The following is a 25,077-nucleotide window of genomic DNA, read 5'->3' on the forward strand; positions in this document are numbered from 1 at the left end:
CTCAATAACAGGAGGCTGTCATGCCTGAACAAAGAACCGTTGTGATTACCGGGGCCAATCGCGGCATCGGGCTTGAGTTGGCCCGTCACTTTGCAGGTGAAGGCTGTGACGTGATTGGCGTATGTCGGGAAGCGTCTCCCGAGCTCAAGGAGGTGGCGACTCGAGTCATTGAATCTGTTGACGTCACCACGGCAAGTGGACTTCAGTCATTGATTGACGGCGTGAAGGGCCAGTCGATCGACCTGCTGATCAATAATGCCGGCCTGCTGCAGGATGAAAAACTGGGCAGCATTGATTTCGATTCCATTCGTACCCAGATGGAAATCAACGCTTACGCGCCATTGAGGGTGGCGGAAGCGCTGGTGTCCCAGATACCTTACGGCGGTAAGATTGCCAACATCACCAGCCGGATGGGCTCCATCGCGGACAACGACTCTGGCGGCCGCTATGGCTATCGTGCGTCCAAGGCGGCGCTGAACGCCTTTGGCAAGTCCCTGGCGATGGACCTTAAGCCAAAGGGCATTGCGGTGGCCCAGCTCCATCCCGGTTATGTGCAAACCCGTATGGTGAATTTCGGCGGACTGATTACGCCCGAGGAGTCAGCAAAGGGCTTGGCGGCGAGAATCGAGGGCCTTAACCTGGAAAACACGGGCTCCTTCTGGCACAGCAATGGTGAGGAACTGCCCTGGTAATAACTTGCCAGGGGGCCTCGCTCAGTGGCATAGGTGGCTGACAAAGCTGGAGACCGGTGGGTGCCGGGCAATCGTCTCGGGGCAGATGACCACCAGTTCCTTGGCAAGCCCGGGATCGCTGACGGGGATGGCTCGCAGGGTGCCTGCTTGCACTTCGTCAGTGACCGAAGCCGCCAACACCAGCGAAATACCCACCCCCGCCTTGACCGCCTGCTTTACGGCTTCGGTACTGCCCAGTTGCATCGATACCTCCGGAAAAGGCCCGTCGTCGCCAAAGAAATTAGCCAATAAACGGCCAGTGCCGGTCCCTGGCTCGCCGCCCAGCAGCGTCATTCCTGCCAGGGCTTCCCGGTTGATCTGCGTCATATCGGCACAGGGGTGGCCAGGCGGCACAATCAACACCACTGGCTCCTGTTTCCAGTCACGGGCCTGGAAGCCGGGCTTGGGGTGCCACCACTCCATGACTGCGATATCCAATTCGCCGCTGGTGAGCTGTCGTGCGATGGCGGGGTTATTGTCGATCACCAGATCCACGTGCGGAGAGGTCTTCCGGTCCATGAAGGAGCGAACGTGAGGCTGCAGCATGTAGATACCGATGTTGGAGCTGGCACCTACCCGCAGACTTGTTCCCGTGACCGCCTCCCGCGCGCGTTGGTCCAGGCGTAACATGCTTAGGGCGAACGGCATCAGCGCCTGGGCCGCCCTGGTGGGTTCGCAACCGGACTTGCCGCGTTGGATCAATAATACGTCCAGCTGCTCCTCCAGTTTCTGAATGTGCTGGGATAGGGTGGGCTGGGCGATGCCGAGGTGATTGGCGGCGGCCTGGAAACTGCGGTGCTGAACGAGGGTGATAAAACTCTTGAGCCAGACCAGGTTCAGCATACTGTTCCCTTGGGTTCGAGCGGTGAGTTGACCGCGTCCTGGGGCTGATGGCCTCTGAGCGCCTGAAGGATGTTGTCGGCTGCCCGCTGTTCGATGGCAAATCTCACGTCCCTGACGGCCGAGCCCGTGTGTGCGGTGAACAGGGTGTTCGGGTGGGCCAGCAGTGCCGGATCAATCCGCTGCGGGCGGTCCGGTCTGGCCCAGTCTTCCATTTCAAACACGTCCGCCGCGTAGCCACCCAGATGTCCGTACGTCAGCGATTGCAGAACGGCTGCCTCGTCCACGACGGAACCCCGGCAGGGATTGATCAGAAAACTACCGCGTTTCATCTGGCGCAGGCGGTCAGCGTTGAGCGTGTGCAGGGTATGTTCATTAAGCGCCAGGGCCAGTATGACGATGTCGGATTCGGCCAGCAGGTCATCAAGCTCTGACCTGGAAAGGCCCAAGGCGTCTTCTTCGGCAGCCGGTAGGCTTTCCGGTTGTGAGTACAGTATTCGTGCGCCCCAGCCCTGGAGCCGTGTAGCCACGGCTTTGCCGATGGCTCCCATGCCCACAATACCAATGGTCGAGCCTTCAATGCCGAGGCCATAGAATTGAGGCTGCCAGCCCTGGAATTCTCCGGAACGGACGAACTGGTCTGCTGGCCGGATCTGGCGAATCAGGCCTATGGTTAATCCAACGGTGAGTTCGGCGGTGGGCACGGTCAGCAAATCGGGCACGAAGGTCAGCCAGACTCCGTGACGGGTGCAGGCGTCCACGTCAAAGTTATCGAATCCCTTCAGGGCAGCGCCGATCACTTTCAGGTCGGGGCAGGCCACCAGAAATTCCTCGCTAACGCGATCTGGCATAAACGCCATCATGGCATCGGCCGTAGCCGCGCGGGCTCTCACCGAATCCGGTGGCAGGGTGACGGCAGACTGGTTAGTGATCAGCTCGCAGTGGGGCTCCAGGCTGGCAAGTATACTGTCGTGGACCCGGTGGGTGATGACAACTCTTGGTTTCATTCGCTGTCCTTATTTGAATGTCTTACGGAGGTGGCCGCTCAGGCTGTCCACCATCGTTACCATCAGCAGTATGACAATGAGGATGGCACTGACTTCCTGATACTGCATGATGCGCAACGACCCCATGAGCTCGAAGCCGATACCGCCGGCACCGACCATGCCCATGACGGTGGAGGCGCGAAAGTTGTATTCCCAGCGATAGATAGACACATCGGCAAACTGTGGTAGCACCTGCGGCAGAACCGCGTGCCAGAGTACTTGCAAACGCGTGGCTCCGGAGGCATCAGCGGCCTCAACGGGGGCTTCATCCACATGCTCTATGGCTTCTGCGAAGAACTTGCCGACCATGCCGATGGAATGCAGGCCAAGGGCCAACACCCCTGGCAGTGCGCCAAAACCCACGGCCGCGACGAAAATAATGCCCATGATGAGTTCCGGTACGGAACGCAGGCCGTTCAGCAGGGTGCGGGTCAGGTGAAACACAGCAGGGTGGGGCGTGGTGTTTCGGGCCGCCAGAAAAGCCAGGGGCACAGAGGCCGAAACCGCAATCGCGGTGCCGGCGATGCTCATCGCCAGTGTGTCCAGCAGGGGCGACATCCAGTCCATCACATTGGTGAAATCAGGTGGTAGTGACTCTCGCAACAGGGTGGCGATCGCGGGGACGCCGTTAGCAAGGGTGCGGAAGTCGAGCAGGTCCACGTACCAGCTGGCGAAAAAGACCACCGCCAGTACCAGGCCTGCCTGCCAAAGCTTGCTCCGCCAGCCCCGTGCGTGTTCGTCCAGCACGGAAGCCGACGGAGCCGGCGACAGGGCCGCCGGTTCCGTCGTCGTGTGAGTCATAAAGCCTCTTACATCTTCGCGAAATCAAGGTTGAGCAGGCCGCCCATCTTGCGGATCACGTCGTAGTCGGAATCCTCGATAGCGGCAAACCCCTCGGCCTTAAGGTTGTTCAGGATTTCTTTGTCATTAATGCTGATGAAGGCGTCGCGTATCTTTGCCTTGAGGTCCGGGTTCAGGTTTGACCGCATGGCCCACGGATACTGTGGGAACTCGCCGCTGTAGCCAAGAATCCGGACGTTATCGCGATCAATCAGGCCGCGGTCCATGACATGCTGGAAGATGACTTCCGACAGGCCGCCGGCCTCAGCGTTGCCGTTGGCCACGTTCACCGCAACGGAATCGTGGCTGCCGACGAAGTGGGCTTCATAGTCCCTGTCTGCTTCCAGTCCGGCAGATTCAAGCAGTACCGTTTTGGGGATGAGGTGGCTTGAGGTGGAGGCGCGATCGCCATAGGCCATTTTCTTGCCCTTGATATCGTCATAGGACTTCACGCCCGAGTCCGCATTGGCGATGAGGATGGAACGGTACGTGGGTTTGCCGTCTACAATCATGGCGGCGAAAGGCTCGATGTCGCTTTTACTCTTCGCCATCACGTAGGACAGTGGGCCGAAATAGCCAAGGTCGATACGGCCGAAGCGCATGGCTTCGATCATGGACGAATAGTCCGTTGTGACGATCAGTTCCACTTCTTTCCCGAGGGTGCTTTCCAGGTAGTCTTTCAGAGGCTGGTTGCGCTTGATCAGTTCAGAGGCATTTTCATCGGGGAGCAGGGCGACCTTCAGCAGATCCGGGTTGGGGTCTGCTGCGGAGGCCTGCATGTTCATTCCCATCATCAGGCAGAGCACTAACACGAGGTTGAATAACGGTTTCATTGGGCGATCTCCAGTTGCTTGGTGGGATGGTTCGATGGTTGAGGGTGGGAGGGCTGCGCGGCGGTCTTGCCGGGGTCGGAAACTGCAACGCTCGCGCTGTGGTAGATCTCATCAAGATGGTGTTGCTCCAGCTTTGCCGGTTCCGCATCGAATACGATCCGGGCGTTTGCCAGGCCGATGATGTGATCGGCAAACCGCCGGGCGTACTCCAGCTGGTGGAGTGACATTACGGCGGTGATACCGTCCTCCCGGCAGATATCGCGCAAGAGTGTGAGTACCCGTTCGGACGTTGCGGGGTCCAGACTGGCGACAGGCTCATCCGCGAGGATCATGGACGGCTGTTGCGCCAGGGCGCGGGCGATACCCACCCGTTGTTGTTGGCCGCCAGACAGTTGATCCACCCGCGCAAGGGCCTTTTCACCAAGACCAACACGCTCCAGGCAACGCAAGGCGTACTCCAGTTCCGCCCTCGGTAGGGGAAACAGGCTGCGCCACGTACTGTGGTAGGCAAGCCGGCCTGTGAGTACATTCTGGAGCGCGGTATGTCGTTCGATGAGTTGGTGGTGCTGGAAGACCATGGCAGTTCTACATCGGTGCCGGCGGACCGTCCTGCTGGTCTTCAGGGTGCCGAACTCAGCCGAGATCACCGTGCCGGTGGTGGGTTGCACCAGATGATTGAGTGAACGCAGAAGGGTCGATTTGCCCGCGCCCGAAAGGCCGAGTAGTACCGTAAACTCACCTTTGTGGAACTCGACGGTGGTAGGTCGCAGCGCCAGGACGTTGCCGGGGTATGTTACTCCCATGTCCTCGATGCGGAGCATCATATCGGGGGAATGCACAGACGGCATGGAATCACCTTTTGCAATACATAAGCTCGCTTTATTGCGAGTTACAATGCAACGGTAATCCTTGAGGGTGACAAAACAGTGTCAGGTAGGTGACAGGTCAATGACGAAATTATGAAGGGGCAATAAAAAAAGGCAGCCGAAGCTGCCTTTTTCAAACGTGCTGACTGTTATTTAAACAGCAACAACGTTCTCTGCCTGAGGGCCTTTCTGGCCGTCAGTTACGGTGAACTCAACCTGCTGGCCTTCTGCCAGGGTCTTGAATCCGCCGCCTTGAATAGCGCTGTAGTGAACGAATACGTCAGGGCCGCTTTCACGAGTGATGAAACCAAAGCCTTTTGCTTCGTTGAAAAACTTAACAGTACCGGTAGTAGTCGACATAATCATAATCCTGAAATCGATAATTTAATGTGCCGCCAGACCATCTTGAACGATGACTGATCAGCGTTGTGCGGAAACAAAAAACGCGCGGAATCAAAAACAGGACGGACAACTACCAAAACAACAGAGATGCGTCTTATTCGTGAAATGCTGTGCTAAATCTTTCCTACGAAACGAACTTTACTCCTATGTCCCCGGAATTGCCAAGTTTATTTGTAGGCATTTACCGATGCGATCCAAAATCAAAACAATTACTCTGAGAGTCAGAGGCCCGTTATTTGGGAAATTGCCGTTTGGAACGAGGGTGAACTCATGAAATACATCTTCGAGGTTCGCATACGAGAAGGGCACACGGCAGAGGAATACGCCGATGCCTGGGTTCGTGCCAGCGAGATCATCCAGCAGGCGCCGGGCGCGCGCGGAACAGAGCTGCACCGGAAAATTGGTGACCCGAATGTGCTGATTGCCATCGCCAGTTGGGACAGCAAAGAGCAGCGGGATGCCATGGAAGGGCAGCATAACCCGGAAGTGGCCCGAATCATCCGCAGCGCCGCGCCATTTTGCGAAATTACGCCGCTTGGCGAATTCGAGGACCCTGAGTGGGTAGTTATGCCGCCTGGCAAGCGAGGTAGATGAGTGGCCATGGCTCGAAAACGCCCGCAGATCCCATCCACGGCCGCATTGGGATTCCAGGCCGGCATTGGTGTGGTGGGGCTGCTGGCGATTTTTCTGTTCGGTATACCGGTTCAGTACGATGGTTTGAGCTTTGGCTCGGTCGTTCTATGGGGAGTGGCCGGCAGTGTGGCAACGTACGTCGTGATCATGATGCTGACCTGGCTTCCGGGCCGGCTTCGTGACTCTCTGGAATCCCAACTGGAGCAGTTGCATCGTTTCGCCTGCGAGTATTCCTGGTCGGTGCTGGTAGCCTTGGCAGTCTTCGCAGGAGTCGGTGAAGAATTGCTGTTCCGCGGGGCGATCCAGGGTTGGCTGGCCCAACACACCCACGATGCGGTTGCGATAGTCGCTGCGTCGGTGCTGTTTGGCATGGTGCATTATCTTTCGTTCACCTACTTTCTATTGGCGACCGGGTTGGGAGTGGTGTTGGGAGTAGCGTATGCACTGACGGACAGCCTGCTGCTGGTAATGGTCTGGCATGGTGTTTACGACATGATTGCGCTGTACTGTCTGCGTCGGTTTCCGGAATGGTTTGGGGTGCGGGTTGGATAAACCAGAAACACATCGTCTGTTCTTCGGGTTGGAAATCCCCGATTCGGTGAAGCAGCGTCTGGTGTCAATTCAGCAACCGGTTGCAGGGGCGCGCTGGCAGCGACCGGATCAGTTGCATCTTACGCTGGTATTTCTCGGTAGTGTGGCCAGGCAGCGGTTGCCAGATGTATGTGATGCTGCCCGAAACCTGCCAGTTGGACAATTTGATCTCACCGTTTGCGGCCTGGGCTGCTTCGGCCGACCGGACTTTCCAAAAAATCTGTGGGCCGGAGTTCAGCCAGCGGATAAACTGGCTGAGCTTCACGAGGTGCTTAACCAGAGTCTGTGCATGCCTGGGTTTGAGCAGGAAAAACGCCCGTTCTGCCCACATATCACGTTGGCTCGTTTCAAGAGGCAGCGTGGGTCAGTCGCCGAATTGCTTGAGTCTCAGGAACGACAACCTATAGGGACCTTTTCGGTGGGCGGGATCGCGTTGTTTGAAAGCACACAGGGGGCTCATGGGTCTGTCTATCAGATCATTGAACGGTTTCCCCTCGCCGGAAATCCCGAGAGACTTTGCCGCTAACACGATGTAAGGGGAGTCAAATGTTCCACTACGAAACCGAACCAAGATTCAGCGACACCGACGCACTTGGCCATATCAATAACACGGTTTACCCGGTCTGGTTTGAGCAGGCGAGAACACCGGTGTTCCGTATATTCCATCCTTCCCTGGAGCCGAAAGGCTGGCCACTGATTCTCGCCCGCATGGAAATTGATCTCAAAGCCCAGTGTTACTGGGCCACGCCTGTTAAGGTGCGGTCCGGAATTGGCAAAGTCGGCAACTCTTCCTTCGAGGTAATCCAGGAAGCTTGGCAAAATGGTGTTTTGGTTGCGCGTGGCGTTACCGTGCTGATTCATTTCGACTACGAGACTCAAAAGTCGGTCCCCATCCCTGAAGCGGTTCGTAGCGAGCTTGCAGTGCATACTTTTGAGGCATAAACCGCTGGATTGCCAACCACAGTTCCGGAGACAACGTGGACACGCTTAACAATAACGAAGTGGAACGGATTTTTTCATCGGCACCGTTTGTTGCAGATATTGGTCTGGAACTGGTGTCTATCAAAACCGGTGAATGTCGCTCCCGTCTGGTACTGGCGGAACGGCATCTGCAGCAGGACGGTTTCGTGCACTTCGGGGTGCAGGCTACGGTGGCGGATCATACGGCCGGTGCTGCCGGTGCCTCCGCTGTTAAATCCGGGCAGATGGTCCTGACATCGGATTTCTCGCTGAAGCTGCTGCGGTCAGCCAGCGGGACACATATCGAGTGTGTCGCCACTGTGCTCAAGGCAGGCTCCACGTTAACCGTGGTAGAGTCTGAGGTGTACTGTGGCAAGGCCGGCGACATGAGGCTTGTCTCCAAGGCAACGGTGACACTGGCCATTGTCAGCCCCAAAAACAGGTGAGGTGGCGTGCAGTGAAAGACATTTTTCGAAAGCTGTTCTGGCCCATTCTCTGTTTTTTCGAGAAAGGTGGAAGCGTCGAGGGTTATCGTCAGTCGCATCGTAAAATACTGCTGGTGGTCGGTTTCCTGTTCCTGGTTCTGTCCGGGGTGTCGCTTTTCTTTTCAATCTTCGCGGAAACCTTCAGCGCTTTGTTACCTATTGTGCTGTTTTTCGTGATCAGTCTCGTCTGTTTCGTGGTAGGACTGCTGGGCAGCGATAGTGCTGTAGCCCGGATCTGGGGCACCCGATAGGCCATGGGCCCCACCATTCCGCCGGAAAGCTTTATCGACCTGCTGCTGGACGCACTCTGCGTTGTAGATCGCGATGGCTACGTTCGCTACGTCAGCGCAGCCAGTGAGCGGGTATTTGGTTATCTGCCGGAGGAAATGATTGGACGGCGAATCCTGGATTTTGTTCATCCGGAGGACCTTGAGAAAACGCGCCAGGCTGTCAAAGAAATCCTGCGGGGAGAGCTGAAGCCGTACTTTGAGAACCGTTACATCCGCAAGGATGGCTCAACAGCCCATATCATGTGGTCTGCCCGTTGGTCTGAAAAGGAACAGATCCGCGTGGCGGTCGCCCGTGACGTGACCCAGCGCAAGCGGGCCGAGGCTATGCAGGCCGCCATGTATGCCATATCGGACGCAGCGAACAGTTCGGATAGCCTGCCTGCCATGTTCCGGCGAATTCACCAGGTTGTGGAAGGCCTGATGTCAGCGCCTGCTTTTATGGTGGCGCTCGTGGATACGCAGGGCGGTGAGTTGTACTTTCCCTATAATGCCGACCGTCATGAGACGGGAACCCCCGGTTTCTCTCAGGATATCGGTTCTCTCTGTGAACAGGTCATCCGTTCCGCCAGGGCTCTGTTGCTGACGCCCGGAAGCAGCGTGGCTTTTTCGCCTCAGGCGATCGATACCTCGCACGTTGAGGTACGTCACCACTGGCTGGGTGTGCCTCTGAAATCATCCCAGGGTGTGTTCGGCGCGATTGCCGTACAAAGGCAATCAAAGAGTGCGTGTTACACGGACGAAGACAGAGAGCTGTTGGAGTTTGTCGGCATACAGGTTGCCGCCGCGGTGGAGCGTAAGCAAATGCAAGCGCAATTGGAGCATATGGCCAGGTACGACCAGCTGACGGAATTGCCGAACCGTAGCCTGGTCCTGGACCGGATTCAGACAGCGCTTGCGCGTGCAGCCAGGGAAGTCGGCTTTCTGGCGATACTGTACCTCGATCTGGATGACTTCAAGCAGGTCAACGATACCTACGGACACGCCGTCGGAGATCAGGTCTTGCAGGAAATGGCTCGCCGATTGGTGCAGGGGGTTCGGGCCGCAGATACGGTTGGTCGGCTGGGTGGCGATGAGTTCATCGTGCTGCTTGATGGAATTGAACAGCCAAGTGACGCGGACAGTGTTGCTGAAAAATTGCGGGCAACTCTCAGTGAACCCTACGAGTTGCCGATGGCATCCCTGACATTGATTCCAAGTATTGGTGTGGCTGTCTATCCCGAACACGGGGACAACCATGAAGCACTGATTCGCTACGCAGACAGCGCCATGTACCGGATGAAAAAAGGAAGACCGGATCCGGTTTCCTGAACGTTTGCGTGTTACTCCCCGGCTCGTTTCCTGGCTTCGAAGTTTTCAAGCTCAACGTTGATGGCGTTGGTCGAAATCACGATTTCGTACAGCGAATACAACAATGAGACCGACAGTAATATCAGGCTGATGCCGAACGCGATGGCCCCTGCAAGCTGAGCTCCCACAAACAGAACAAACATGGACATGGTGCAGACAAAAAAGCTGAGTACACCGTAAGCCTGCATCCGTTTAGTCAGCAAAATGCGTTTGCGCAGCATGCTGATCTGGCGGGCGATAAGGGCATGGTCTTCTTCCGTATCCATTTGCTTAAGCTGGCGTATCAATTGCGCTAGAACAAGAAAGCGATTGGTGTAGGCCAGCAGCAACAGTGAAATGGCGGGAAACAGAAGGGCGGGGGTGGTCAGTGTCAACGTCGACTCCTTGATCTGCACGGACAGGTTTGACCAATATAGCAGGCTTTGTCGGTTGCTGTAGCCCCATCTCATGCTTGGCACTTTGGCGCGGCTTCCAGGATTCATCACGGTGGTGTTGACGTTTTTGGTTGTGCCAGTGTCGTATTGGTTCAACCTGATAACTGAAAACAGGGTCACATTAGAGCTATCGACAACCCGGTAGGGGGAGATAGCAATGGCCGTTAAATTTGAGCAAGCACTTCTGGATTATCCGCAGCAACGGGCGGGCGCCGCCCGCCAGCCTGACAGTGTTGACCAGTCCGACCGTCGGGTTCCCATTAACCTGCGCCAGTCCGGCCCCACGCCGGTGGAGATGTTGATCTCCACCCGTGTACGCAAGTCGCCATACTGGCACCTGGCGTACGAAGCTGGATGCTGGCGGGCGACCGTTTACAACCGTATGTATCACCCCCGGGGCTATGTCCGTCCGGAAGATGGCGGCGCCATGGTGGAATACGAGTCGCTGATACATGACGTCACCATGTGGAATGTCGCCGTAGAGCGCCAGATTCAGGTAAAGGGGCCGGACGCGGAACGCTTCGTGAACTATGTGATTACTCGAGATGCCACCAAGATAAAACCTATGCGTGGCAAGTACGTCATCTTGTGCAATGAAGAGGGCGGCATTCTCAATGACCCGGTTCTGCTTCGTGTTGCCGAGGACGAGTTCTGGTTCTCCCTTTCCGATAGCGACCTGGAATTCTGGTTGCGGGGCGTCAACATCGGGATGGGCTTCAACGTCACCATCGCGGAAATCGATGTAGCACCGGTGCAGATCCAGGGTCCCAAATCTGAGGCGCTCATGGCTGACCTGTTCGGTGAGCGAGTGAAGGATATTCCCTACTATGGCTTGATGGAGGGCCAGGTGGCCGGTCATGACGTGATTATCTCCCAAACCGGTTTTACCGGTGAGAAGGGTTACGAGATTTACCTCAAGGAAGCCACCAAATACGCCGAAGACCTCTGGTACACCGTGCTTGCCGCCGGTGAGGCCCACAATCTGAGAGTGATTGCGCCGGCGCATCACCGCCGAATTGCTGCCGGTATCCTTTCCTGGGGCCAGGATGTGGATCAGGAAACCCTGCCATTCCAGTGCAACCTAGCGTATCAGGTGCCTCGCAACAAGGACGCGGATTACATCGGTAAGCAGAAGCTCGAGAAAGTCCGCGAGCAACTGGACGCTGGCCGACCGCCTTTCAGTCACATCATGGTGGGTATCCGTTTTGGCGGTGGCCAGGTAACCGACTATGCCAACGACTTCTGGCTGGTCAGCGGACCAGAAGGCGGCGAGCCAGAGGGCTATGTTACCTCGCCCTGGTATTCGCCCGAGCTGGAAACCAATATTGGCTTGGCCTATGTGCCGTTTGACCTGCGTGCTGTTGGCACCCGCCTGACGGTCCACCTGCCGGTGGAATACGCCGCTACGGATGGCTCAACGGCTGTCGAGGCGGAAGTGGTGGAAGTTCCGTTCCGGCCTTCGGTGAACCCCAACGCCCGCGAGAGGGCACGGGCGAAGGGAATCGACTTCGCGGACTAGCAATGCAGTGGGGCAGACGGCGGTGGCCGTCGCCTGCCCGATGCAAGCAGGTATCAATGGGGTGCGTGATTCATGAAACTGGTGAGTGATAAACAGCCGTTCAGTGCCCATGACGCGGAAGCCACCGCACGGATGCAGGCCCTGGTACGTTGGGCGTCCATTGAGGCAACACCCCGCCAGATACTGGCACAGGAGCATTTGCCGGATTTGCTGCCGCGGGGCACCTGTGTCTACGTGCCTTTTCTGCCAAAAGGCCAGTTCAGCGATACCCTGCGGGCATGCCGACATATGCTGAGCGTTGGCATGCAGCCGATTCCTCACGTACCCGCACGTATGGCCGAGAGCCGCGGGCAACTTCGGGACTGGCTCTCGCAACTGAATGAAAGCGGCGTTGACCGTTTACTGCTGATTGCCGGCGACAGCGATGCGATCGCCGGCCCTTTTCCAGATACCCTGGCCGTTCTGGAATCTGGCTTGCTGGCCCAGTTCCAATTCCATGGTATCGGTGTGGCAGCCCATCCGGACGGGCATCCCATGGCGGACCGGGCAACACTCATCCAGGCCCTTGGTATCAAACGCGAATACGCGCGCACGACGTCCACGCGGCTCTGGGTGGTCACCCAGTTCACCTTTGACGCCAACGTGGTCATCGACTGGCTGCAAAGCCTCGGCAGCATCCTGGAAGAGGTGCCGGTATACATTGGCATGGCCGGCCCGACACGGGTGAAAACGCTCATTGCCTATGCGGCTCAATGCGGAGTGGGAGCATCGGCCCGCCTGATGCTGCGACGCCCTGGCAGCGCCAAACTGTTGCGTGCGTGGTCGCCGGACGGAATGGTGCGCGCGCTTGTCCAGTATTGCCTGGACAACCCGGATACTTTGCTACGGGGCATTCATCTTTTCCCATTCGGTGGCCTGCGCCAATCGGCGCAATGGATTCAAGAACACAGTGGGTCCATTGAGGACCAGAGAGGTCAGTTCCATGAGTCTTCAGTACAGTAAGCTGACACCCGCAACACCACCGGAAGCTGACTTTCCGCCGCCGGGCACTCCTGACATTGAGATCGCTCGCTCGGTCCAGCCTCAGTCTATTCTGCTGCTGGCCCAGCAGCGTTTCGGTCTGCCAGGGGAGAGCCTGGTGCCGTTCGGCCACTACAAGGCCAAACTGGATATGGCCTATGTGGATACCTCTGATAGTGCGCCCCGGGGCAAGCTGGTACTGGTGACCGCCATAACGCCCACGCCAGCGGGGGAGGGCAAGACCACCACCAGTGTGGGATTGAACGACGGTTTCAATCGCCTGGGCGTGCGTTCGTCCGTGTGCCTGCGGGAGCCCTCCCTGGGCCCCTGTTTCGGCATGAAAGGGGGCGCAGCCGGCGGTGGCCGCGCGCAGGTGATTCCGATGGAAGACATCAATCTGCATTTCAACGGTGACTTCCACGCCATCACCACGGCCCATAATCTGCTGGCGTCGTTGATCGACAACCACATTCACTGGGGTAATGAAACTGGCCTGGACCCTCGTTATGTGAGCTGGCGGAGGGTGATGGATCTTACCGACCGATCCCTGCGCAACATGGTGTGCGGGCTTGGTGGTGCGGCCCATGGCGTGCCCCGGGAAACCGGGTTCGATATTACGGTGTCCTCCGAGATCATGGCGATCCTGTGCCTGGCGGACGGTCGGGCGGACCTCAAGCAGCGGCTGGGCAATATCATTATCGGCAGGCGCTCTGATATGACTCCGGTGACCGTTCGTGACCTGGGTGTGGAAGGGTCGTTAACCGTGCTTCTGAAAGAAGCGCTGCAGCCTAATCTGGTCCAGAGTTTGGAGCACAACCCGGTGTTTATCCACGGTGGGCCGTTTGCCAATATCGCCCATGGATGCAACTCCGTGACCGCCACCCGTGCGGCTCTGGCACTGAACGATGTGGTCGTCACCGAGGCGGGATTTGGCGCCGACCTGGGGGCGGAAAAGTTCATAGATATCAAGTGCCGGCAAACAGGCTTGCGGCCAGACGCCGCCGTGGTTGTCTGTACCATTAGAGCACTCAAGATGCAGGGTGGGGTCCCTCGCAGCCAGCTCTCCGTTCCCGACCTTGCTGCTTTGAGGGCCGGTGCCGCCAACCTGGAGCGACACGTTCGTAATCTGCAGCAGTTCGGACTGACGCCAGTGGTGTGCATCAACCGTTTCCCAGACGATACCGAGGAGGAAATGTCGCTGGTGCAGTCCATCAGTGAGTCGCTGGGTGTGCGTGCTGTGCCTGCCGACCACTGGGCTATGGGTGGTGAGGGTGCCACCGAACTGGCCCAGGCGGTGCTTGATCAGATGGACGAAGGCACACCTGAGGTGAACTTTCTCTATGAAGACGGCCTGCCGCTGGCGGATAAAATCCGCACCATCGCCACGCGCATTTACCACGCCGGTAGCGTGGAATTCACCACGGTGGCGAAGCGGCAGCTGGAGGAATACGAAAGCCTGGGGTTTGGCCACCTGCCAGTATGTATTGCCAAGACTCAGTACAGCTTTTCGGCGGACTCGTCGGTGAAGGGAGCGCCGTCCGGCCATATGCTTCCGGTAAGGGAAGTGCGCCTGGCGGCCGGCGCCGGCTTTGTGGTGGCGGTGTGTGGTGACATCATGACCATGCCCGGTTTGCCACGCCATCCCGCGGCACTGGACATTGCTCTGGATGAAAACGGCCTGGTGGTGGGGTTAACCTGACCCGGTGTTCTCGAAAATGCCATAGGTCGGCTCAGACCGGGCGCGCCTCAATGCCTGCAGAGAGGAAGACGGCAGGCTGGCCATGGAATCGGTAAAAACCGCGCTGGAAGAGCCCTGGGAATAAATTTCCATTCGCTCGTGTTTGGGCGCTCGCCCCATGGTCTTGCGATAGCATCGGCTGAAGTGGGTGGCGGACACGAACCCACACATGGAGGCGATTTCCACAATCGAGCAGGATGTCTGCTTGAGCAATCGGCGTGCCCGGTTAAGGCGCACCCGCAGGTAATAGCGCGAAGGCGTGCAGCCCGTGTGCTTGAGGAACAACCGTTCCAGTTGCCGCCGCGAAATGCCGGCCAGTGTTGCCAGCTCCTTCAGTTCGATGGGCTCTTCGATATTGGCCTCCATCAACTGGGCCGCCTCCGCCAGTTTGGGTTGGGCGCACGCCAGTCGCGGGTGCATGGGCATCGGTTGCTGTTCACTTTCCTCGCGCACCCGGTCGCACACAAACATGTGGGATATTGCATTACTGAGCTCCTGGCCGTGACGCCTTGCCAGAAAGCTGAGCATCATGTGCATGGGGACGGTACCACCGGTACAGGTCATGCGTTCCCGCTCGACGGTGAACAGGCGGTTGTTGGTCTGTACCCGTGGGAAACCCTCCTGCATGGCCTCCAGGCATTCCCAATGGGCGCTACAGGCATGACCGTCGAGAAGGCCTGCGCTGGCCAGGACATAGGGGCCAGTGCAGACCGCCCCAAGGAGGACGTGGCGACGCGCCATCTGCTTCAACCAGACGACCTCTTTGCGGGAAAAACTCCGGGTAACATCAATACCGGCCACCACGATCACCAGGTCAAACCGGTGCTCTTCCTGGATCGACCCGTCGGGCAGCATGGTAATGCCATCGCTGGCACGGGCAGGTTCGCCTTCGGCGGTAAGCAGCTTCCAGGAATAGAGTTCAGTACCGGCCAATTGGTTGGCCATGCGCAGTGGCTCAACGGCCGTGGCGAGGGCAATCAGGGTGAAATTATCGATCAGCAGGAAGCCGACCCGATAGGGCTCTTGGGCGGGCCTGTCTGTGTGTGAGCCTGTGTCAGCGGTCATGGTAAACCCCCTTGCCCCGCCTGGGCCTGTCGCGGCAATGTCTGGCTGTCACACCAATTGTATTACCTCAACCTGAACACTAGTTGTTGCCTTTTGATAGTGCAATAAGTGATCAGTTCCAATGTGATCTCATTCTATGCTGGCGGCCCGGTAGCGAATGGTCCACAACCGACACGGAAGTTTGCGGAATGATCCAGAAGCGACGTTTATGCCACTATTCTGGTTGGTCAGAACTGTCGTAAACCATCGTTCGAATGTCGTCAGCAAGCAGGCGGCGGATCGTCGAAGGAGCTATCCTTGAAGCACACCCCAAGGTAGGAGGCTGAAAAGTGGCTGTCAGTCTGTTTGAGCTGTTCAAGGCAGGCATTGGCCCGTCCAGTTCCCATACCGTCGGGCCCATGGAGGCCGCGCGCCGGTTTGCAGGTGGCCTGGATGATGAATGTCTGCTGGCTTCCGTGCATCGACTGAAGGTATCCCTGTATGGCTCTTTAGGTGCTACCGGCAAGGGGCATGGTACTGGACCGGCTGTGATGATGGGGCTGGAAGGCGAGCAACCGGCCCGGATTGATCCGGAGCAAATGCCGGGGCGGCTTGAGCGTATTCGAAGCACAGGAACACTCAGCCTCGCTGGTCAACATCAGATTCGTTTCCGCGAGAGTACCGATATCGTGTATTACCGACGGAAATCCCTGCCAGAACACCCCAACGGCATGGTCTGTCAGGCATTTGACGAGCACGGGCAGTGCCTGTGTGAGCATACCTATTACTCGGTCGGCGGTGGTTTTGTGGTGGCGACGAACGCCGATGGCAGCCTGGAAATCCGCGCAGACGACACGCCCTTGCCTTATCCCTTCAACAGCGGGAAAACCCTGTTGGCCCTTTGCCAGGAACACGAGCTCACCATCGCCGACATAATGTTGGCCAATGAGCAGGCCTGGCGTACGGCCGATGACATTCGAACAGGCATTCTCGAGCTCTGGCGGGTGATGCGTGAGTGTGTGCAAAACGGTATCCGCCATGAAGGGGAGTTGCCCGGAGGCCTCAAGGTTCGGCGCAGGGCTGCGTCGCTGTATCGCTCGCTGATGGATAAAACGCGAGTGGACCTGATATCGCCGTCGTTGAGCGCGCTCGACTGGGTGAATCTCTATGCCCTCGCCGTCAATGAAGAGAACGCGGCCGGCGGTCGGATTGTGACTGCACCGACCAACGGCGCCGCCGGCATTATTCCTGCGGTGCTGCACTACTACTGGGAGTTCTGCCCCCAGGCGGATGAAGACGGCGTTGTCCGCTTTATGCTGACAGCGGCGGCAATTGGCGTTCTGTTCAAAGAAAACGCGTCCATTTCAGGGGCGGAAGTGGGTTGTCAGGGCGAAGTGGGATCGGCCTGTGCGATGGCTGCTGCCGGCCTGGCTGCAGCGACAGGCGGCTCACCAGAACAGGTTGAGAACGCGGCCGAGATTGGTATGGAGCACCATTTGGGGATGACCTGTGACCCCATTGGTGGGTTGGTGCAAATTCCCTGTATCGAGCGTAATGCCATGGCATCGGTGAAAGCCATCGACGCAGCCATTATGGCTTTGCGAGGAGACGGCAAGCATTTTGTGTCCCTCGACAAGGTGCTGCACACCATGCGGGAAACCGGTCGCGATATGCTGGACAAGTACAAGGAAACTTCAAGAGGCGGGCTGGCGGTCAACATCATCGAGTGCTGACCGCCAGTGTTGGCTGAACGATGGCGTTCAGGACTTGACCCGCTCGTTGTCCGGATCAAACAGCGCCCGGTAGCCGACGGCTTCGATACGGATGGGGTAGTGCTCCTGGAAGTATTCCAGGGTCAGTTCCCGGCCCTCTTGAGCATACTCCACGGGAATGTACCCCAGCAGGATGATCTTGCCCACTGACGGCCCCCACACCACGCTGGTGTTGTAGGAGCGGCGGCCGTGACTGTCCACCAGCACTTCTCCGGTTTGCGGGTCGAGGATCGGCCACTGGCCAACCGGGTAGCGCAATACCCCGTTGGCATCCCGATGTTCCGTCATGGTCATGGTGCACAGGTACGCGGCCTGCTGTGACCAGCTTCGTTGTTCCAGGTAGGCGGCCTTGCCATGGAAGTCTGCCTCCTTGACCTTGGGTCGCTGGAGTCCGGCTTCGTAAAGGTTGTACTCCGTTTCGAGGTCTACGTTCTGCAGCCGCAGGCTCTTCTCCAGACGGCGCGTGTTGGCGTAGGTTTCGATGCCAACCGGCGTAACGCCAGCGTCGTACAGCAGATCCCAGATTCGCAGGCCATAGCTGAACGGGAAGTAGAGCTCCCAGCCCTGTTCGCCCACATAGGATATCCGGAATGCCCACACCGGAACGCCCTGGACATTCAGTTCCCGGGCGGTGGCAAATGGGAAATTCTCTGCCGACAGCTCGTCAGGGTTGGTGACGAACTGTGCCAGCGTTTCCCGCGCCTTCGGCCCCCAAAGCCCCAGGGTGGCCAGCTCATCGGTGCGGTCCTGCAGGCGGATATTGTTCAGGCCTTTTTCCCGTGCGATGCGTTTGATCCAGCAATGGTCCCGATGGCCAGTGTCGCCGCCGCAGACCACCCGATAATCGTTGTCGCCCCGCCGGATGATGGTCAGGTCTGAGCGGATGCCGCCACGGGCATCCAGAAAGTGAGTATAAACACCCTTGCCATGAGGGATGGTACCGCCCACCTTGGCGACGGACAGATACTCCAGCAGAGTTTCGGCGTCGTCTCCGGAGATGTCGAAAATAGCGAAGTGGGACAGGTTGATCATGCCCACCGATTCGCTCATTTCCAGTTGCTCGGCGTTGGACACTTCCCAGAAATGCCGGGCGTCCCATTCATGTTCCCGTACCGGAATGCGGTCGCGGTATTTCGCCAGCAAAGTGGACTCGTTCGCGGCGTAGCCGTGAGCCCGCTCCCAGCCGGCGGCTTCCATGAAGTAGGCACCCAGCTCGACTTCCCGCAGATAGAAGGGGCTGGTTCGCATCTTACGACCGGTCATGTAGGGCTCGCGGGGATGCACCGCCGGGGTGTAGATTTTTTTGGCGGTTTCGTAGCATCGGTTGTAAACGTAGTCCGGGGTTTTCTGCAGCGGATAGTGGCGGGCGATGTCGATGCTGTGGGGGTCCATCTCCGGAGAGCCATGGGTCATCCAGTCCGCCAGGATTTTGCCTGCACCGGGGCCATCCTTGACCCAGACCGCTTCACAGAACCAGAGGTTGCGCACTTCCGGGGATTCCCCCATCAGTGATCCGCCGTCGGGTGTGACCGACAGCAGGCCGTTAAAGGAGTGCTTTTCCTCCCAGCCCAGTTCGCCAAGGATCGGCGTCATTTCGATGGCTTTTTCGTAGGCGTCCATAACCTGATCCAACGTCAGATCTCGCATGGATGGCGACATCCGCGCCTCGCCGGGCTCGGAGATGGCCGCGGGGTAGACCAGTCGGGGATCTTCCGCTTCGTAATAGCCCCACTCAATGCGGCCACCCTCGGTGGTGGTAGGGTCGCCAGTATCCCGCACGTAGGCGGAGTTGCCCTGGTCGCGGAACAAGGGGTAGACAATCTGCTTGCCGGTGCCGGCCAGTTCCTCGTAAGGGCCGAAGAACAGCAGCGGGTGTTCCAGTGGCATCAGCGGCAGGGGCGAGTTGGCGGTGTTGGCCATCAGGGGCCCCCAGATGCCCATGGACAGCACCACGTACTCGGTTTCGATATAGCCCTTGTGGGTTTCCACGCCCCGTACCTGGCCGTCCTGTACGTCGATGCGGATGGCCGGAGTGTAGGCAAAGGCCTGCAATTTCCCGGTAGCGACCGCCTCTTCAACCAGATCGCCTGCAACGCTCTGGGAGCGGGGCACCACCAGCCCCGCGTCCGGGTCCCACATGGCGCCCTGGATACAGTCTTCGTTCAAAAGGGGAAACAGTTCTTTCGCCTGTTTCGGTGAAATCATACTGACGTTGGTGCCGAATGCCTTGCCGGAACCGACCTTGCGGCGGAGTTCGTCCATGCGCTCGTCGTCATCAGCGCGAGCCACTTCCATGCCGCCGCATTTCACATAGTTGCCGCGCTTTTCATAGAACGCCTGGCTGTACTTGGTGGTATAGATATTCAGCTTGTCGTGGGAGGTGGTGAAGCAGAAGTCCGAGGCATGGGAGGTAGAGCCGATGTCCGAGGGAATGGCGGATTTTTCCAGCCCGACGATGTCGTCCCAGCCCTGTTCGATCAGGTGGTGGGCGACCGATGAGCCAACGATACCGCCCTGGCCAATGATGACGACTTTTGCACGTTTCGGTAGTTGTGCCATCTCGATTCCCCTTTACCCACAATGGCAGCCGCGTGCGCGGCCTTGATTCAATGTGGCCCGGATCGGTCAAGGGTGGTAAATCCAATACGACATCAAGTCGTCCAAAAACGGCAGGGATGCTCGCGTAGCGTTCAGGCCAGTTCGCAGGCCTCCGTAATCACCCGGTTTCGGCCAGCGGCCTTGGCGCGGTATAGCATGGCGTCGGCCCGGCTGATGGCATCCTCGATGCCCTGTCCAGGCAGGTACTCGGCAATACCGACGGTGGCAGTCACGGAGACACCCGCGATGGGTGCCCTTTCAATGGCGCGGCGGCAGCGTTGTGCGGCGTGGCGGGCGCTGCGAAGGTCCACGCCCGGTGTGGCGACGAGGAATTCGTCTCCGCCCCAGCGTGCGGCGAGGTCCACTTCACGAACGGTTTTGGAAAGGATAGCGGCAAATTCGCGAATCACCGCATCACCAACTTCGTGGCCGTAGTCATCGTTGATGCTCTTGAATTCGTCAATATCAATCAGAATGATGGTCAGAGGGCGCTGGTATCGGTCTGCCTGGGCGGCTTCGGCAGACAGGAAACGGTCAGCACCCCGGCGGTTTGCCAGGCCGCATAGCGGATCTGTGTTCGCCCAATGGTGCAGGGTCTCGGCTCGCGCAAAGGCACTCCAGGAGCGTTCACGCAGCAGCGTTCCGGCGCTGGTAAGCACCAACAGAACGGTGAGGAACAGATGGATGCGCAGCAGGTATACCCAGTTTTGACAGTGATCGCCTGCTGCCAGGAAGCATTGAGAGACTTCCTGAGTGGTCAGCGCGCCCGAAAACAGCAAGGTCGCGACACCTGTCACCATGCCGCCCCGAAAACCAAGCGCAATAAAACCGCCAACGATCATGATACCCACTGCCCAGTAGTGCCCGCCCGTGAGCAAAAGAAGGTGTTCGCCGAGCGGGTCGCCAACCGCAAAATGCCATGCGAGGCGGCTGAGTATCATCGTACCGACCACGGCAACGAGGGTGATTTCCATGGTTCTGAGCTGCAAGGATCGGCGCCAGAATGCGAAGCCAAGAATGGTGAGAATGACAGAAAAAACAGGGTAGGCGATGGTAATGAACGGGTCGCCCTGTTCCCGGAAGGCCCAACTGAGCATCATGATAGCCACGGTCAAGGCCAGAACGCCAAGATAGGTGCGCCGCCGGTAGGTCTCAAGGCGGTTAAGTTCTATTTTGACGGCTTGGAGATGATTTCCGGGTGCTGGGTCCATAGCGTTTGTAATTCCGTTTATCGCGGGCGCGCTTGGGGCGCCGACATAACCACAGAAGATTGTAGATATTTGCTACAGATATTATCGTGCATTCCGTGCGCGAGTCCACGTTTGCCAACCGATGTTGTCTGGCGGGATCATGGGGACCTGGCAATTTGATAGAGTAGACAGTCGTCATGGGCAACGTTTATCAGATTCTCGCCGATACCGTCCTGACCATTCATCTGCTGGTGGTGGCCTTCGTTCTGTTCGGGTTGGTTCTGGTGCTGGCGGGCAACGGCCTGGGTTGGCGCTGGGTGAACAATTTGTGGTTCCGGCTGGCTCACCTGGGTGCGATTGCCATCGTGGTTGCAGAGGCCTGGCTTGGCATTGTCTGCCCGTTGACCACACTGGAAATATGGCTGCGGTCAAAGGCCGGTATTGATGGCTATACCGGCAGCTTTATCGAGCATTGGCTGCAGCAGATTCTCTATTACGATGCGCCTGCCTGGGTATTCATTGCCGCCTATACGGTATTCGGGCTTGTGGTCGTCGCTACCTGGTGGTGGTTTCCGCCTCGCTCGCGCAGATAGGTGCCATTCTCTCTTTTCCAAGGAGATTTTTAACGTGGAGCTATCGTCTCCCGGAAGCTGGACCCTTCTTCAGGGTAGTCTCGTGTTTTTCGTGTGTGCCGCCATTATCGCGCTGGCCGGCACGCGTATCACACGGGTTGTGGACCAACTCGCTGACCGCACTGGAATAGGAGAGGCCGCTGCGGGCGCGGTGCTTCTGGGGGCGTCGACATCCCTGGGTGGGTCGGTGCTGTCGGTGACTGCAGCGTGGCACGGCAACGCGGAACTGGCCGTGAGCAACGCTTTGGGTGGCATTGCTGTCCAGACGTTTTTCCTTGCGGTGGCGGATATGGTTTATCGTCGCGCCAATCTTGAGCATGCGGCTGCGTCTGTGCCGAACATGATGCAGAACGGCTTGCTGATTTGCCTTCTGGCGTTGATCCTGTTCGCGCCCCACCTGCCGGACGTGACGTTCTTCGGCGTTCATCCGGTCACGCCGGTTCTTCTGGGCGCCTACATCTACGGAATATACCTGGTGCGGGACGCATCGGAATCGCCCATGTGGCGGCCTTCAATAACCAGGGACACGCGGCAAGACGAGCCTGACGACGTTACAGCCATGCCGCCGCTGCTGCGGCTTTGGATTGAATTTCTGGCGCTGATGCTGGTGCTCGGAATTGCAGGCTGGATGCTGGAGCCGGCGGCAACGGTGATTGCAGACAGGGCTAACCTGAGCCAGACCATTGTTGGCGTGATGTTGACGGCGATCAGTACCTCAATCCCCGAGTTGGTGACGTCCATAGCCGCAGTTCGCCGAGGCGCTCTGACCTTGGCTGTAAGCGGTATTATTGGCGGCAACGCGTTCGACACGTTGTTTACTGCAGCCTCCGATATCGCCTACCGGGACGGGTCGATCTACCATGCCATGCCGGAGGATTCGGTATTCTGGGCGGCGCTCACCCTATTGATGTCCGGCGTGCTGATGATGGGATTAATCCGCCGTGAGCGTCACGGTATCGGTCAGATTGGTACAGAAAGCGTGGTTATCATGGTTCTCTATCTGCTGGGCGTAGTGTTGTTACTGGCTGGCTAGTCAAACCGTCTAGCCTGGCTGAAACGATCCCGCCAGTAGTATCCGTTGAGGGACGAGCGGGTAACGCCGATGGAGGTCGAGGAATGAATGAAGCTGTCACCACCCATGTAGATGCCAGCATGCTGGTCCTTGCCTTTGATACGGAAAAACACCAGGTCGCCAGCACGCAGTTGGTCACGCCCGACCACGTCACCGGATGCCAGCATCTGTGAGGTTGTACGGGGTAACTGACGGCCGAGGGCTTCATCGAAGGCAGTGGCGATGAAGCCAGAGCAATCGAAGCCATTGGCTGAGGTGCCGCCGTAGCGATAGGGCGTGCCTTCGTAACGCTCGAATACCTGCCATAACCGATCTGCTGTCGCAGCATCCTCGGGTGTGGCGTTGTGAGGGGGCTGCCAGGTGGTGCCATTCGTTGGAGGCAGGTTCTGGTTACTGGCGCAGCCTGCGAGGCCGACGGCCATCAGGATTGCGAGCATCGGAAGCACTGGGCGCCGATTCATGGGAAAGCCTCTAATCGTTTTACATGGGCCTACTCTAAAAGGCCTGGCGCCGGTTTGTCAGGTTAAAGTTTGCTTCGATTTGTTTTCTGCAGAGGCCACTTGACGGCTCGAGGACATTTCGCGAACTATGCCTTTAGGCTTCCAGCTTCCGAGGTTTCCATGAGTCCTCCCTTTTCAGACAAGACACAGCGCCTGTACGTAAGAAACGCCACCCTTGGTGATATACCGGGAATCATCGCCCTGAGCCGCCGAGTGTACGCGGGCACAGGGATGTATGGCTACACAGCTGGCCCCCTGACAGGGCAGATCAACACCTTTCCTGAGGGCCAGTTTGTCGCCATGCTGGGTGACCGTGTGGTGGGGTATTGCGCCACGTTTCGTATTGGTGAAGACGTTGCATTGGCGCCCCATGACTGGACAGAAATTACTGGTAATGGTTATGCCTCGCGCCACGACCCGGAAGGGGAGTGGCTGTACGGCATGGAGGTGTGTGTAGACCCCGACTGCCGTGGCTACCGCATTGGTGAGCGCCTGTACAACGAACGAAAAACGCTCTGCCAGGCGCTGGAGTTGCAGGGCGTTGTGTTCGCGGGCAGGTTACCGACGCTGGCCAAGCGCCTGAAGAAGTTTGAATCGGTGGAAGAGTACGTGGAGGCGGTGAAATCGAAAAAGCAGCGGGACCCAGTACTGTCGTTCCAATTACACAACGGTTTTGAAATCCACGGCATTATTCCGCACTACCTGGATGCTGACCACGCTTCCCTGGGTTACGGTATTCACCTGACCTGGAGGAATCCCAAGGTGGCCCGCAACGGCGACAACGGCAAGCGCAAGCGATACGGCCGGCGAATGCCCGACACCGTTCGGATCGGCACGGTCCAGTACCAGCAGCGCCGGGTGGCATCGTTTGAAGAATTCAGCGACATCGTCCGGTACTTTGTGGATGTGGTGTCCACCTACAAAGGTGATTTCGTGGTGTTCCCGGAGTTGTTCACGCTGCAATTGCTGTCCATTGAAAGCCGTGAAGGGACCCCGGCGGAAGCCATCGAAGCGGTGACGGAATACGCCGAACCCTTCCGCAACCTGATGCGCGATCTGGCCCTGAGGCACAACATCAACATTATCGGTGGCTCCACGCCGGTCAAGGAAGAGGACGGCCGGGTTCGCAATGTTGCCTACGTGTTCCTGAGAGACGGGCAAGTGTTCTCGCAGCCCAAGATTCACCCCACGCCGAACGAAGCCTATTGGTGGAATATCACCGGTGGCAGCCGTGTCACTGCCATTGAAACCGATTGCGGCCCCATTGGGGTCCTGGTTTGCTACGACGCGGAGTTTCCCGAGCTGACGCGTCATCTGGTGGACCAGGGCATCCAGATCCTGTTCGTGCCTTTCTGTACCGATGAGCGCCAGAGTTATCTGAGGGTACGGTACTGTTGTCAGGCCCGTGCGGTGGAAAACCAGCTGTTCGTGGTCATGTCCGGCAATGTCGGCAACCTGCCCAAAGTGCCCAACATGGAGTTGCAGTACGGCCAGAGTTGCATCCTGACACCCTGTGATTTTCCGTTCGCCCGTGATGGCATCGCCGCGGATACCACGCCGAATGTGGAGACCGTCGCCTTTGCCGATCTACGGCCGGAAACACTGCTTACCGCCCGCAACAGCGGTACCGTGAAGAACCTCAAGGATCGCCGCCACGATCTGTACACGGTGAACTGGCGCGGACACTGACCCAT

26 protein-coding genes are annotated in these 25,077 nt (G+C 58.1%); 15 read left to right on the forward strand and 11 right to left on the reverse strand.

Annotation, left to right across the window (positions count from 1 at the left end; all coding sequences use genetic code 11):
- The first annotated feature begins 20 nt into the window (after positions 1-20).
- On the forward strand, positions 21-692 hold the full coding sequence (locus AAGD24_RS06735) for an SDR family oxidoreductase (RefSeq protein WP_036204424.1): 672 nt from the start codon (positions 21-23) through the stop codon (positions 690-692).
- A gap of 21 nt (positions 693-713) precedes the next feature.
- Here the strand turns inward: AAGD24_RS06735 and AAGD24_RS06740 are convergent, their stop codons facing one another.
- The 6 genes from AAGD24_RS06740 to AAGD24_RS06765 form a co-directional block, all read right to left on the reverse strand.
- A complete protein-coding gene (locus AAGD24_RS06740) occupies positions 714-1,574 on the reverse strand; it encodes a LysR family transcriptional regulator (protein ID WP_379866936.1) in 861 nt (286 codons plus the stop codon).
- Positions 1,568-2,578, reverse strand: a complete 1,011-nt coding sequence (locus tag AAGD24_RS06745; RefSeq protein WP_075195888.1) for a phosphonate dehydrogenase — start codon at positions 2,576-2,578, stop codon at positions 1,568-1,570. Before AAGD24_RS06745 ends, AAGD24_RS06740 begins: the two co-directional genes overlap by 7 nt.
- Positions 2,579-2,587: 9 nt before the next feature.
- Complete coding sequence (gene phnE, locus AAGD24_RS06750; RefSeq protein ID WP_126810427.1) at positions 2,588-3,418, reverse strand: phosphonate ABC transporter, permease protein PhnE; 831 nt, start codon at positions 3,416-3,418, stop codon at positions 2,588-2,590.
- An 8-nt stretch (positions 3,419-3,426) separates the two neighbouring features.
- The gene (gene phnD / locus AAGD24_RS06755) at positions 3,427-4,290 is read right to left on the reverse strand and encodes a phosphate/phosphite/phosphonate ABC transporter substrate-binding protein (protein WP_036204430.1); all 864 of its coding nucleotides are present in this window, start codon (positions 4,288-4,290) and stop codon (positions 3,427-3,429) included.
- On the reverse strand, positions 4,287-5,138 hold the full coding sequence (gene phnC / locus AAGD24_RS06760) for a phosphonate ABC transporter ATP-binding protein (RefSeq protein WP_379866938.1): 852 nt from the start codon (positions 5,136-5,138) through the stop codon (positions 4,287-4,289). Before phnC ends, phnD begins: the two co-directional genes overlap by 4 nt.
- Positions 5,139-5,309: 171 nt before the next feature.
- On the reverse strand, positions 5,310-5,516 hold the full coding sequence (locus AAGD24_RS06765; protein WP_007151952.1) for a cold-shock protein: 207 nt from the start codon (positions 5,514-5,516) through the stop codon (positions 5,310-5,312).
- A gap of 312 nt (positions 5,517-5,828) precedes the next feature.
- On the opposite strand from AAGD24_RS06765, the gene AAGD24_RS06770 reads away from it, so the two are divergent.
- From AAGD24_RS06770 to AAGD24_RS06800, 7 genes are read left to right on the forward strand one after another with little or no spacing between them, the layout of a single operon-like run.
- On the forward strand, positions 5,829-6,152 hold the full coding sequence (locus AAGD24_RS06770; RefSeq protein WP_036204434.1) for an antibiotic biosynthesis monooxygenase: 324 nt from the start codon (positions 5,829-5,831) through the stop codon (positions 6,150-6,152).
- Positions 6,153-6,158: 6 nt separating this feature from the next.
- Positions 6,159-6,743 carry a CPBP family intramembrane glutamic endopeptidase gene (locus AAGD24_RS06775; RefSeq protein ID WP_177190601.1) on the forward strand — a complete coding sequence of 195 codons (585 nt, stop codon included), beginning with the start codon at positions 6,159-6,161 and terminating at the stop codon, positions 6,741-6,743.
- The gene (thpR, locus tag AAGD24_RS06780) at positions 6,736-7,308 is read left to right on the forward strand and encodes an RNA 2',3'-cyclic phosphodiesterase (protein WP_075195885.1); all 573 of its coding nucleotides are present in this window, start codon (positions 6,736-6,738) and stop codon (positions 7,306-7,308) included. The genes AAGD24_RS06775 and thpR overlap by 8 nt, the downstream gene beginning before the upstream one ends.
- A 20-nt stretch (positions 7,309-7,328) precedes the next feature.
- Positions 7,329-7,724 carry a thioesterase family protein gene (locus AAGD24_RS06785; protein ID WP_036204438.1) on the forward strand — a complete coding sequence of 132 codons (396 nt, stop codon included), beginning with the start codon at positions 7,329-7,331 and terminating at the stop codon, positions 7,722-7,724.
- A gap of 35 nt (positions 7,725-7,759) precedes the next feature.
- Entirely contained in the window at positions 7,760-8,188 is a 429-nt protein-coding gene (locus AAGD24_RS06790; RefSeq protein WP_041335346.1) for a PaaI family thioesterase, read from the forward strand.
- 11 nt (positions 8,189-8,199) lie between these two features.
- Positions 8,200-8,478 (forward strand): hypothetical protein, encoded by a 279-nt coding sequence (locus tag AAGD24_RS06795; RefSeq protein WP_075195884.1) that lies wholly within the window; start codon positions 8,200-8,202, stop codon positions 8,476-8,478.
- A 3-nt stretch (positions 8,479-8,481) separates the two neighbouring features.
- Complete coding sequence (locus AAGD24_RS06800) at positions 8,482-9,825, forward strand: diguanylate cyclase domain-containing protein (protein ID WP_036204444.1); 1,344 nt, start codon at positions 8,482-8,484, stop codon at positions 9,823-9,825.
- Between the two features lie 11 nt (positions 9,826-9,836).
- Here AAGD24_RS06800 and AAGD24_RS06805 read toward each other — a convergent pair whose 3' ends face one another.
- Positions 9,837-10,238 carry a DUF2721 domain-containing protein gene (locus AAGD24_RS06805; RefSeq protein ID WP_036205745.1) on the reverse strand — a complete coding sequence of 134 codons (402 nt, stop codon included), beginning with the start codon at positions 10,236-10,238 and terminating at the stop codon, positions 9,837-9,839.
- Positions 10,239-10,455: 217 nt separating this feature from the next.
- Between AAGD24_RS06805 and AAGD24_RS06810 the strand changes: the two genes are divergently transcribed.
- The 3 genes from AAGD24_RS06810 to AAGD24_RS06820 all read left to right on the forward strand — a co-directional run bounded on the left by AAGD24_RS06810 (position 10,456) and on the right by AAGD24_RS06820 (position 14,536).
- Positions 10,456-11,817, forward strand: a complete 1,362-nt coding sequence (locus tag AAGD24_RS06810; RefSeq protein WP_379866941.1) for a glycine cleavage T C-terminal barrel domain-containing protein — start codon at positions 10,456-10,458, stop codon at positions 11,815-11,817.
- Between the two features lie 72 nt (positions 11,818-11,889).
- Positions 11,890-12,819 (forward strand): methylenetetrahydrofolate reductase, encoded by a 930-nt coding sequence (locus AAGD24_RS06815; RefSeq protein WP_379866943.1) that lies wholly within the window; start codon positions 11,890-11,892, stop codon positions 12,817-12,819.
- Positions 12,800-14,536, forward strand: coding sequence for a formate--tetrahydrofolate ligase (locus tag AAGD24_RS06820; RefSeq protein WP_075195882.1), 1,737 nt, complete (start codon positions 12,800-12,802; stop codon positions 14,534-14,536). The genes AAGD24_RS06815 and AAGD24_RS06820 overlap by 20 nt, the downstream gene beginning before the upstream one ends.
- Here the strand turns inward: AAGD24_RS06820 and AAGD24_RS06825 are convergent.
- Positions 14,528-15,640: a GlxA family transcriptional regulator gene (locus AAGD24_RS06825; protein WP_036204452.1), complete on the reverse strand. Its 1,113-nt coding sequence runs from the start codon at positions 15,638-15,640 to the stop codon at positions 14,528-14,530. The two genes, AAGD24_RS06820 and AAGD24_RS06825, sit on opposite strands and share 9 nt — an antisense overlap.
- A gap of 329 nt (positions 15,641-15,969) precedes the next feature.
- Here AAGD24_RS06825 and AAGD24_RS06830 point away from each other — a divergent pair, with 329 nt between their 5' ends.
- A complete protein-coding gene (locus AAGD24_RS06830; RefSeq protein WP_075195881.1) occupies positions 15,970-17,352 on the forward strand; it encodes an L-serine ammonia-lyase in 1,383 nt (460 codons plus the stop codon).
- Positions 17,353-17,379: 27 nt separating this feature from the next.
- Here AAGD24_RS06830 and AAGD24_RS06835 read toward each other — a convergent pair whose 3' ends face one another.
- Both AAGD24_RS06835 and AAGD24_RS06840 read right to left on the reverse strand, forming a co-directional pair.
- Complete coding sequence (locus AAGD24_RS06835; protein WP_085681388.1) at positions 17,380-19,950, reverse strand: FAD-dependent oxidoreductase; 2,571 nt, start codon at positions 19,948-19,950, stop codon at positions 17,380-17,382.
- A gap of 131 nt (positions 19,951-20,081) precedes the next feature.
- Positions 20,082-21,200: a diguanylate cyclase gene (locus tag AAGD24_RS06840; RefSeq protein ID WP_051946617.1), complete on the reverse strand. Its 1,119-nt coding sequence runs from the start codon at positions 21,198-21,200 to the stop codon at positions 20,082-20,084.
- Positions 21,201-21,376: 176 nt separating this feature from the next.
- On the opposite strand from AAGD24_RS06840, the gene AAGD24_RS06845 reads away from it, so the two are divergent.
- Both AAGD24_RS06845 and AAGD24_RS06850 read left to right on the forward strand, forming a co-directional pair.
- Positions 21,377-21,772 carry a DUF2784 domain-containing protein gene (locus AAGD24_RS06845; RefSeq protein WP_036204458.1) on the forward strand — a complete coding sequence of 132 codons (396 nt, stop codon included), beginning with the start codon at positions 21,377-21,379 and terminating at the stop codon, positions 21,770-21,772.
- 34 nt (positions 21,773-21,806) lie between these two features.
- Positions 21,807-22,844, forward strand: coding sequence for a sodium:calcium antiporter (locus AAGD24_RS06850; RefSeq protein WP_036204460.1), 1,038 nt, complete (start codon positions 21,807-21,809; stop codon positions 22,842-22,844).
- On the opposite strand, the gene AAGD24_RS06855 is transcribed toward AAGD24_RS06850, so the two are convergent.
- Complete coding sequence (locus tag AAGD24_RS06855) at positions 22,841-23,344, reverse strand: C40 family peptidase (protein ID WP_036204461.1); 504 nt, start codon at positions 23,342-23,344, stop codon at positions 22,841-22,843. The genes AAGD24_RS06850 and AAGD24_RS06855 overlap by 4 nt on opposite strands.
- A gap of 159 nt (positions 23,345-23,503) precedes the next feature.
- On the opposite strand from AAGD24_RS06855, the gene AAGD24_RS06860 reads away from it, so the two are divergent.
- The gene (locus AAGD24_RS06860) at positions 23,504-25,072 is read left to right on the forward strand and encodes a bifunctional GNAT family N-acetyltransferase/carbon-nitrogen hydrolase family protein (protein WP_036204463.1); all 1,569 of its coding nucleotides are present in this window, start codon (positions 23,504-23,506) and stop codon (positions 25,070-25,072) included.
- Positions 25,073-25,077: the final 5 nt, after the last annotated feature.

It is taken from the genome of Marinobacter sp. M5B, from assembly GCF_042604615.1.
In the GTDB taxonomy this organism is placed as follows: domain Bacteria; phylum Pseudomonadota; class Gammaproteobacteria; order Pseudomonadales; family Oleiphilaceae; genus Marinobacter; species Marinobacter salarius.

Coding starts and splice junctions, on each gene's coding strand:
- AAGD24_RS06735 (WP_036204424.1), top strand. CDS start 21: ATGCCTGAACAAAGAACCGTTGTGATTACCGGGGCCAATCGCGGCATC.
- AAGD24_RS06740 (WP_379866936.1), bottom strand. CDS start 1,574: ATGCTGAACCTGGTCTGGCTCAAGAGTTTTATCACCCTCGTTCAGCAC.
- AAGD24_RS06745 (WP_075195888.1), bottom strand. CDS start 2,578: ATGAAACCAAGAGTTGTCATCACCCACCGGGTCCACGACAGTATACTT.
- phnE (WP_126810427.1), bottom strand. CDS start 3,418: ATGACTCACACGACGACGGAACCGGCGGCCCTGTCGCCGGCTCCGTCG.
- phnD (WP_036204430.1), bottom strand. CDS start 4,290: ATGAAACCGTTATTCAACCTCGTGTTAGTGCTCTGCCTGATGATGGGA.
- phnC (WP_379866938.1), bottom strand. CDS start 5,138: ATGCCGTCTGTGCATTCCCCCGATATGATGCTCCGCATCGAGGACATG.
- AAGD24_RS06765 (WP_007151952.1), bottom strand. CDS start 5,516: ATGTCGACTACTACCGGTACTGTTAAGTTTTTCAACGAAGCAAAAGGC.
- AAGD24_RS06770 (WP_036204434.1), top strand. CDS start 5,829: ATGAAATACATCTTCGAGGTTCGCATACGAGAAGGGCACACGGCAGAG.
- AAGD24_RS06775 (WP_177190601.1), top strand. CDS start 6,159: ATGGCTCGAAAACGCCCGCAGATCCCATCCACGGCCGCATTGGGATTC.
- AAGD24_RS06785 (WP_036204438.1), top strand. CDS start 7,329: ATGTTCCACTACGAAACCGAACCAAGATTCAGCGACACCGACGCACTT.
- AAGD24_RS06800 (WP_036204444.1), top strand. CDS start 8,482: ATGGGCCCCACCATTCCGCCGGAAAGCTTTATCGACCTGCTGCTGGAC.
- AAGD24_RS06810 (WP_379866941.1), top strand. CDS start 10,456: ATGGCCGTTAAATTTGAGCAAGCACTTCTGGATTATCCGCAGCAACGG.
- AAGD24_RS06815 (WP_379866943.1), top strand. CDS start 11,890: ATGAAACTGGTGAGTGATAAACAGCCGTTCAGTGCCCATGACGCGGAA.
- AAGD24_RS06820 (WP_075195882.1), top strand. CDS start 12,800: ATGAGTCTTCAGTACAGTAAGCTGACACCCGCAACACCACCGGAAGCT.
- AAGD24_RS06825 (WP_036204452.1), bottom strand. CDS start 15,640: ATGACCGCTGACACAGGCTCACACACAGACAGGCCCGCCCAAGAGCCC.
- AAGD24_RS06835 (WP_085681388.1), bottom strand. CDS start 19,950: ATGGCACAACTACCGAAACGTGCAAAAGTCGTCATCATTGGCCAGGGC.
- AAGD24_RS06840 (WP_051946617.1), bottom strand. CDS start 21,200: ATGGACCCAGCACCCGGAAATCATCTCCAAGCCGTCAAAATAGAACTT.
- AAGD24_RS06845 (WP_036204458.1), top strand. CDS start 21,377: ATGGGCAACGTTTATCAGATTCTCGCCGATACCGTCCTGACCATTCAT.
- AAGD24_RS06855 (WP_036204461.1), bottom strand. CDS start 23,344: ATGAATCGGCGCCCAGTGCTTCCGATGCTCGCAATCCTGATGGCCGTC.
- AAGD24_RS06860 (WP_036204463.1), top strand. CDS start 23,504: ATGAGTCCTCCCTTTTCAGACAAGACACAGCGCCTGTACGTAAGAAAC.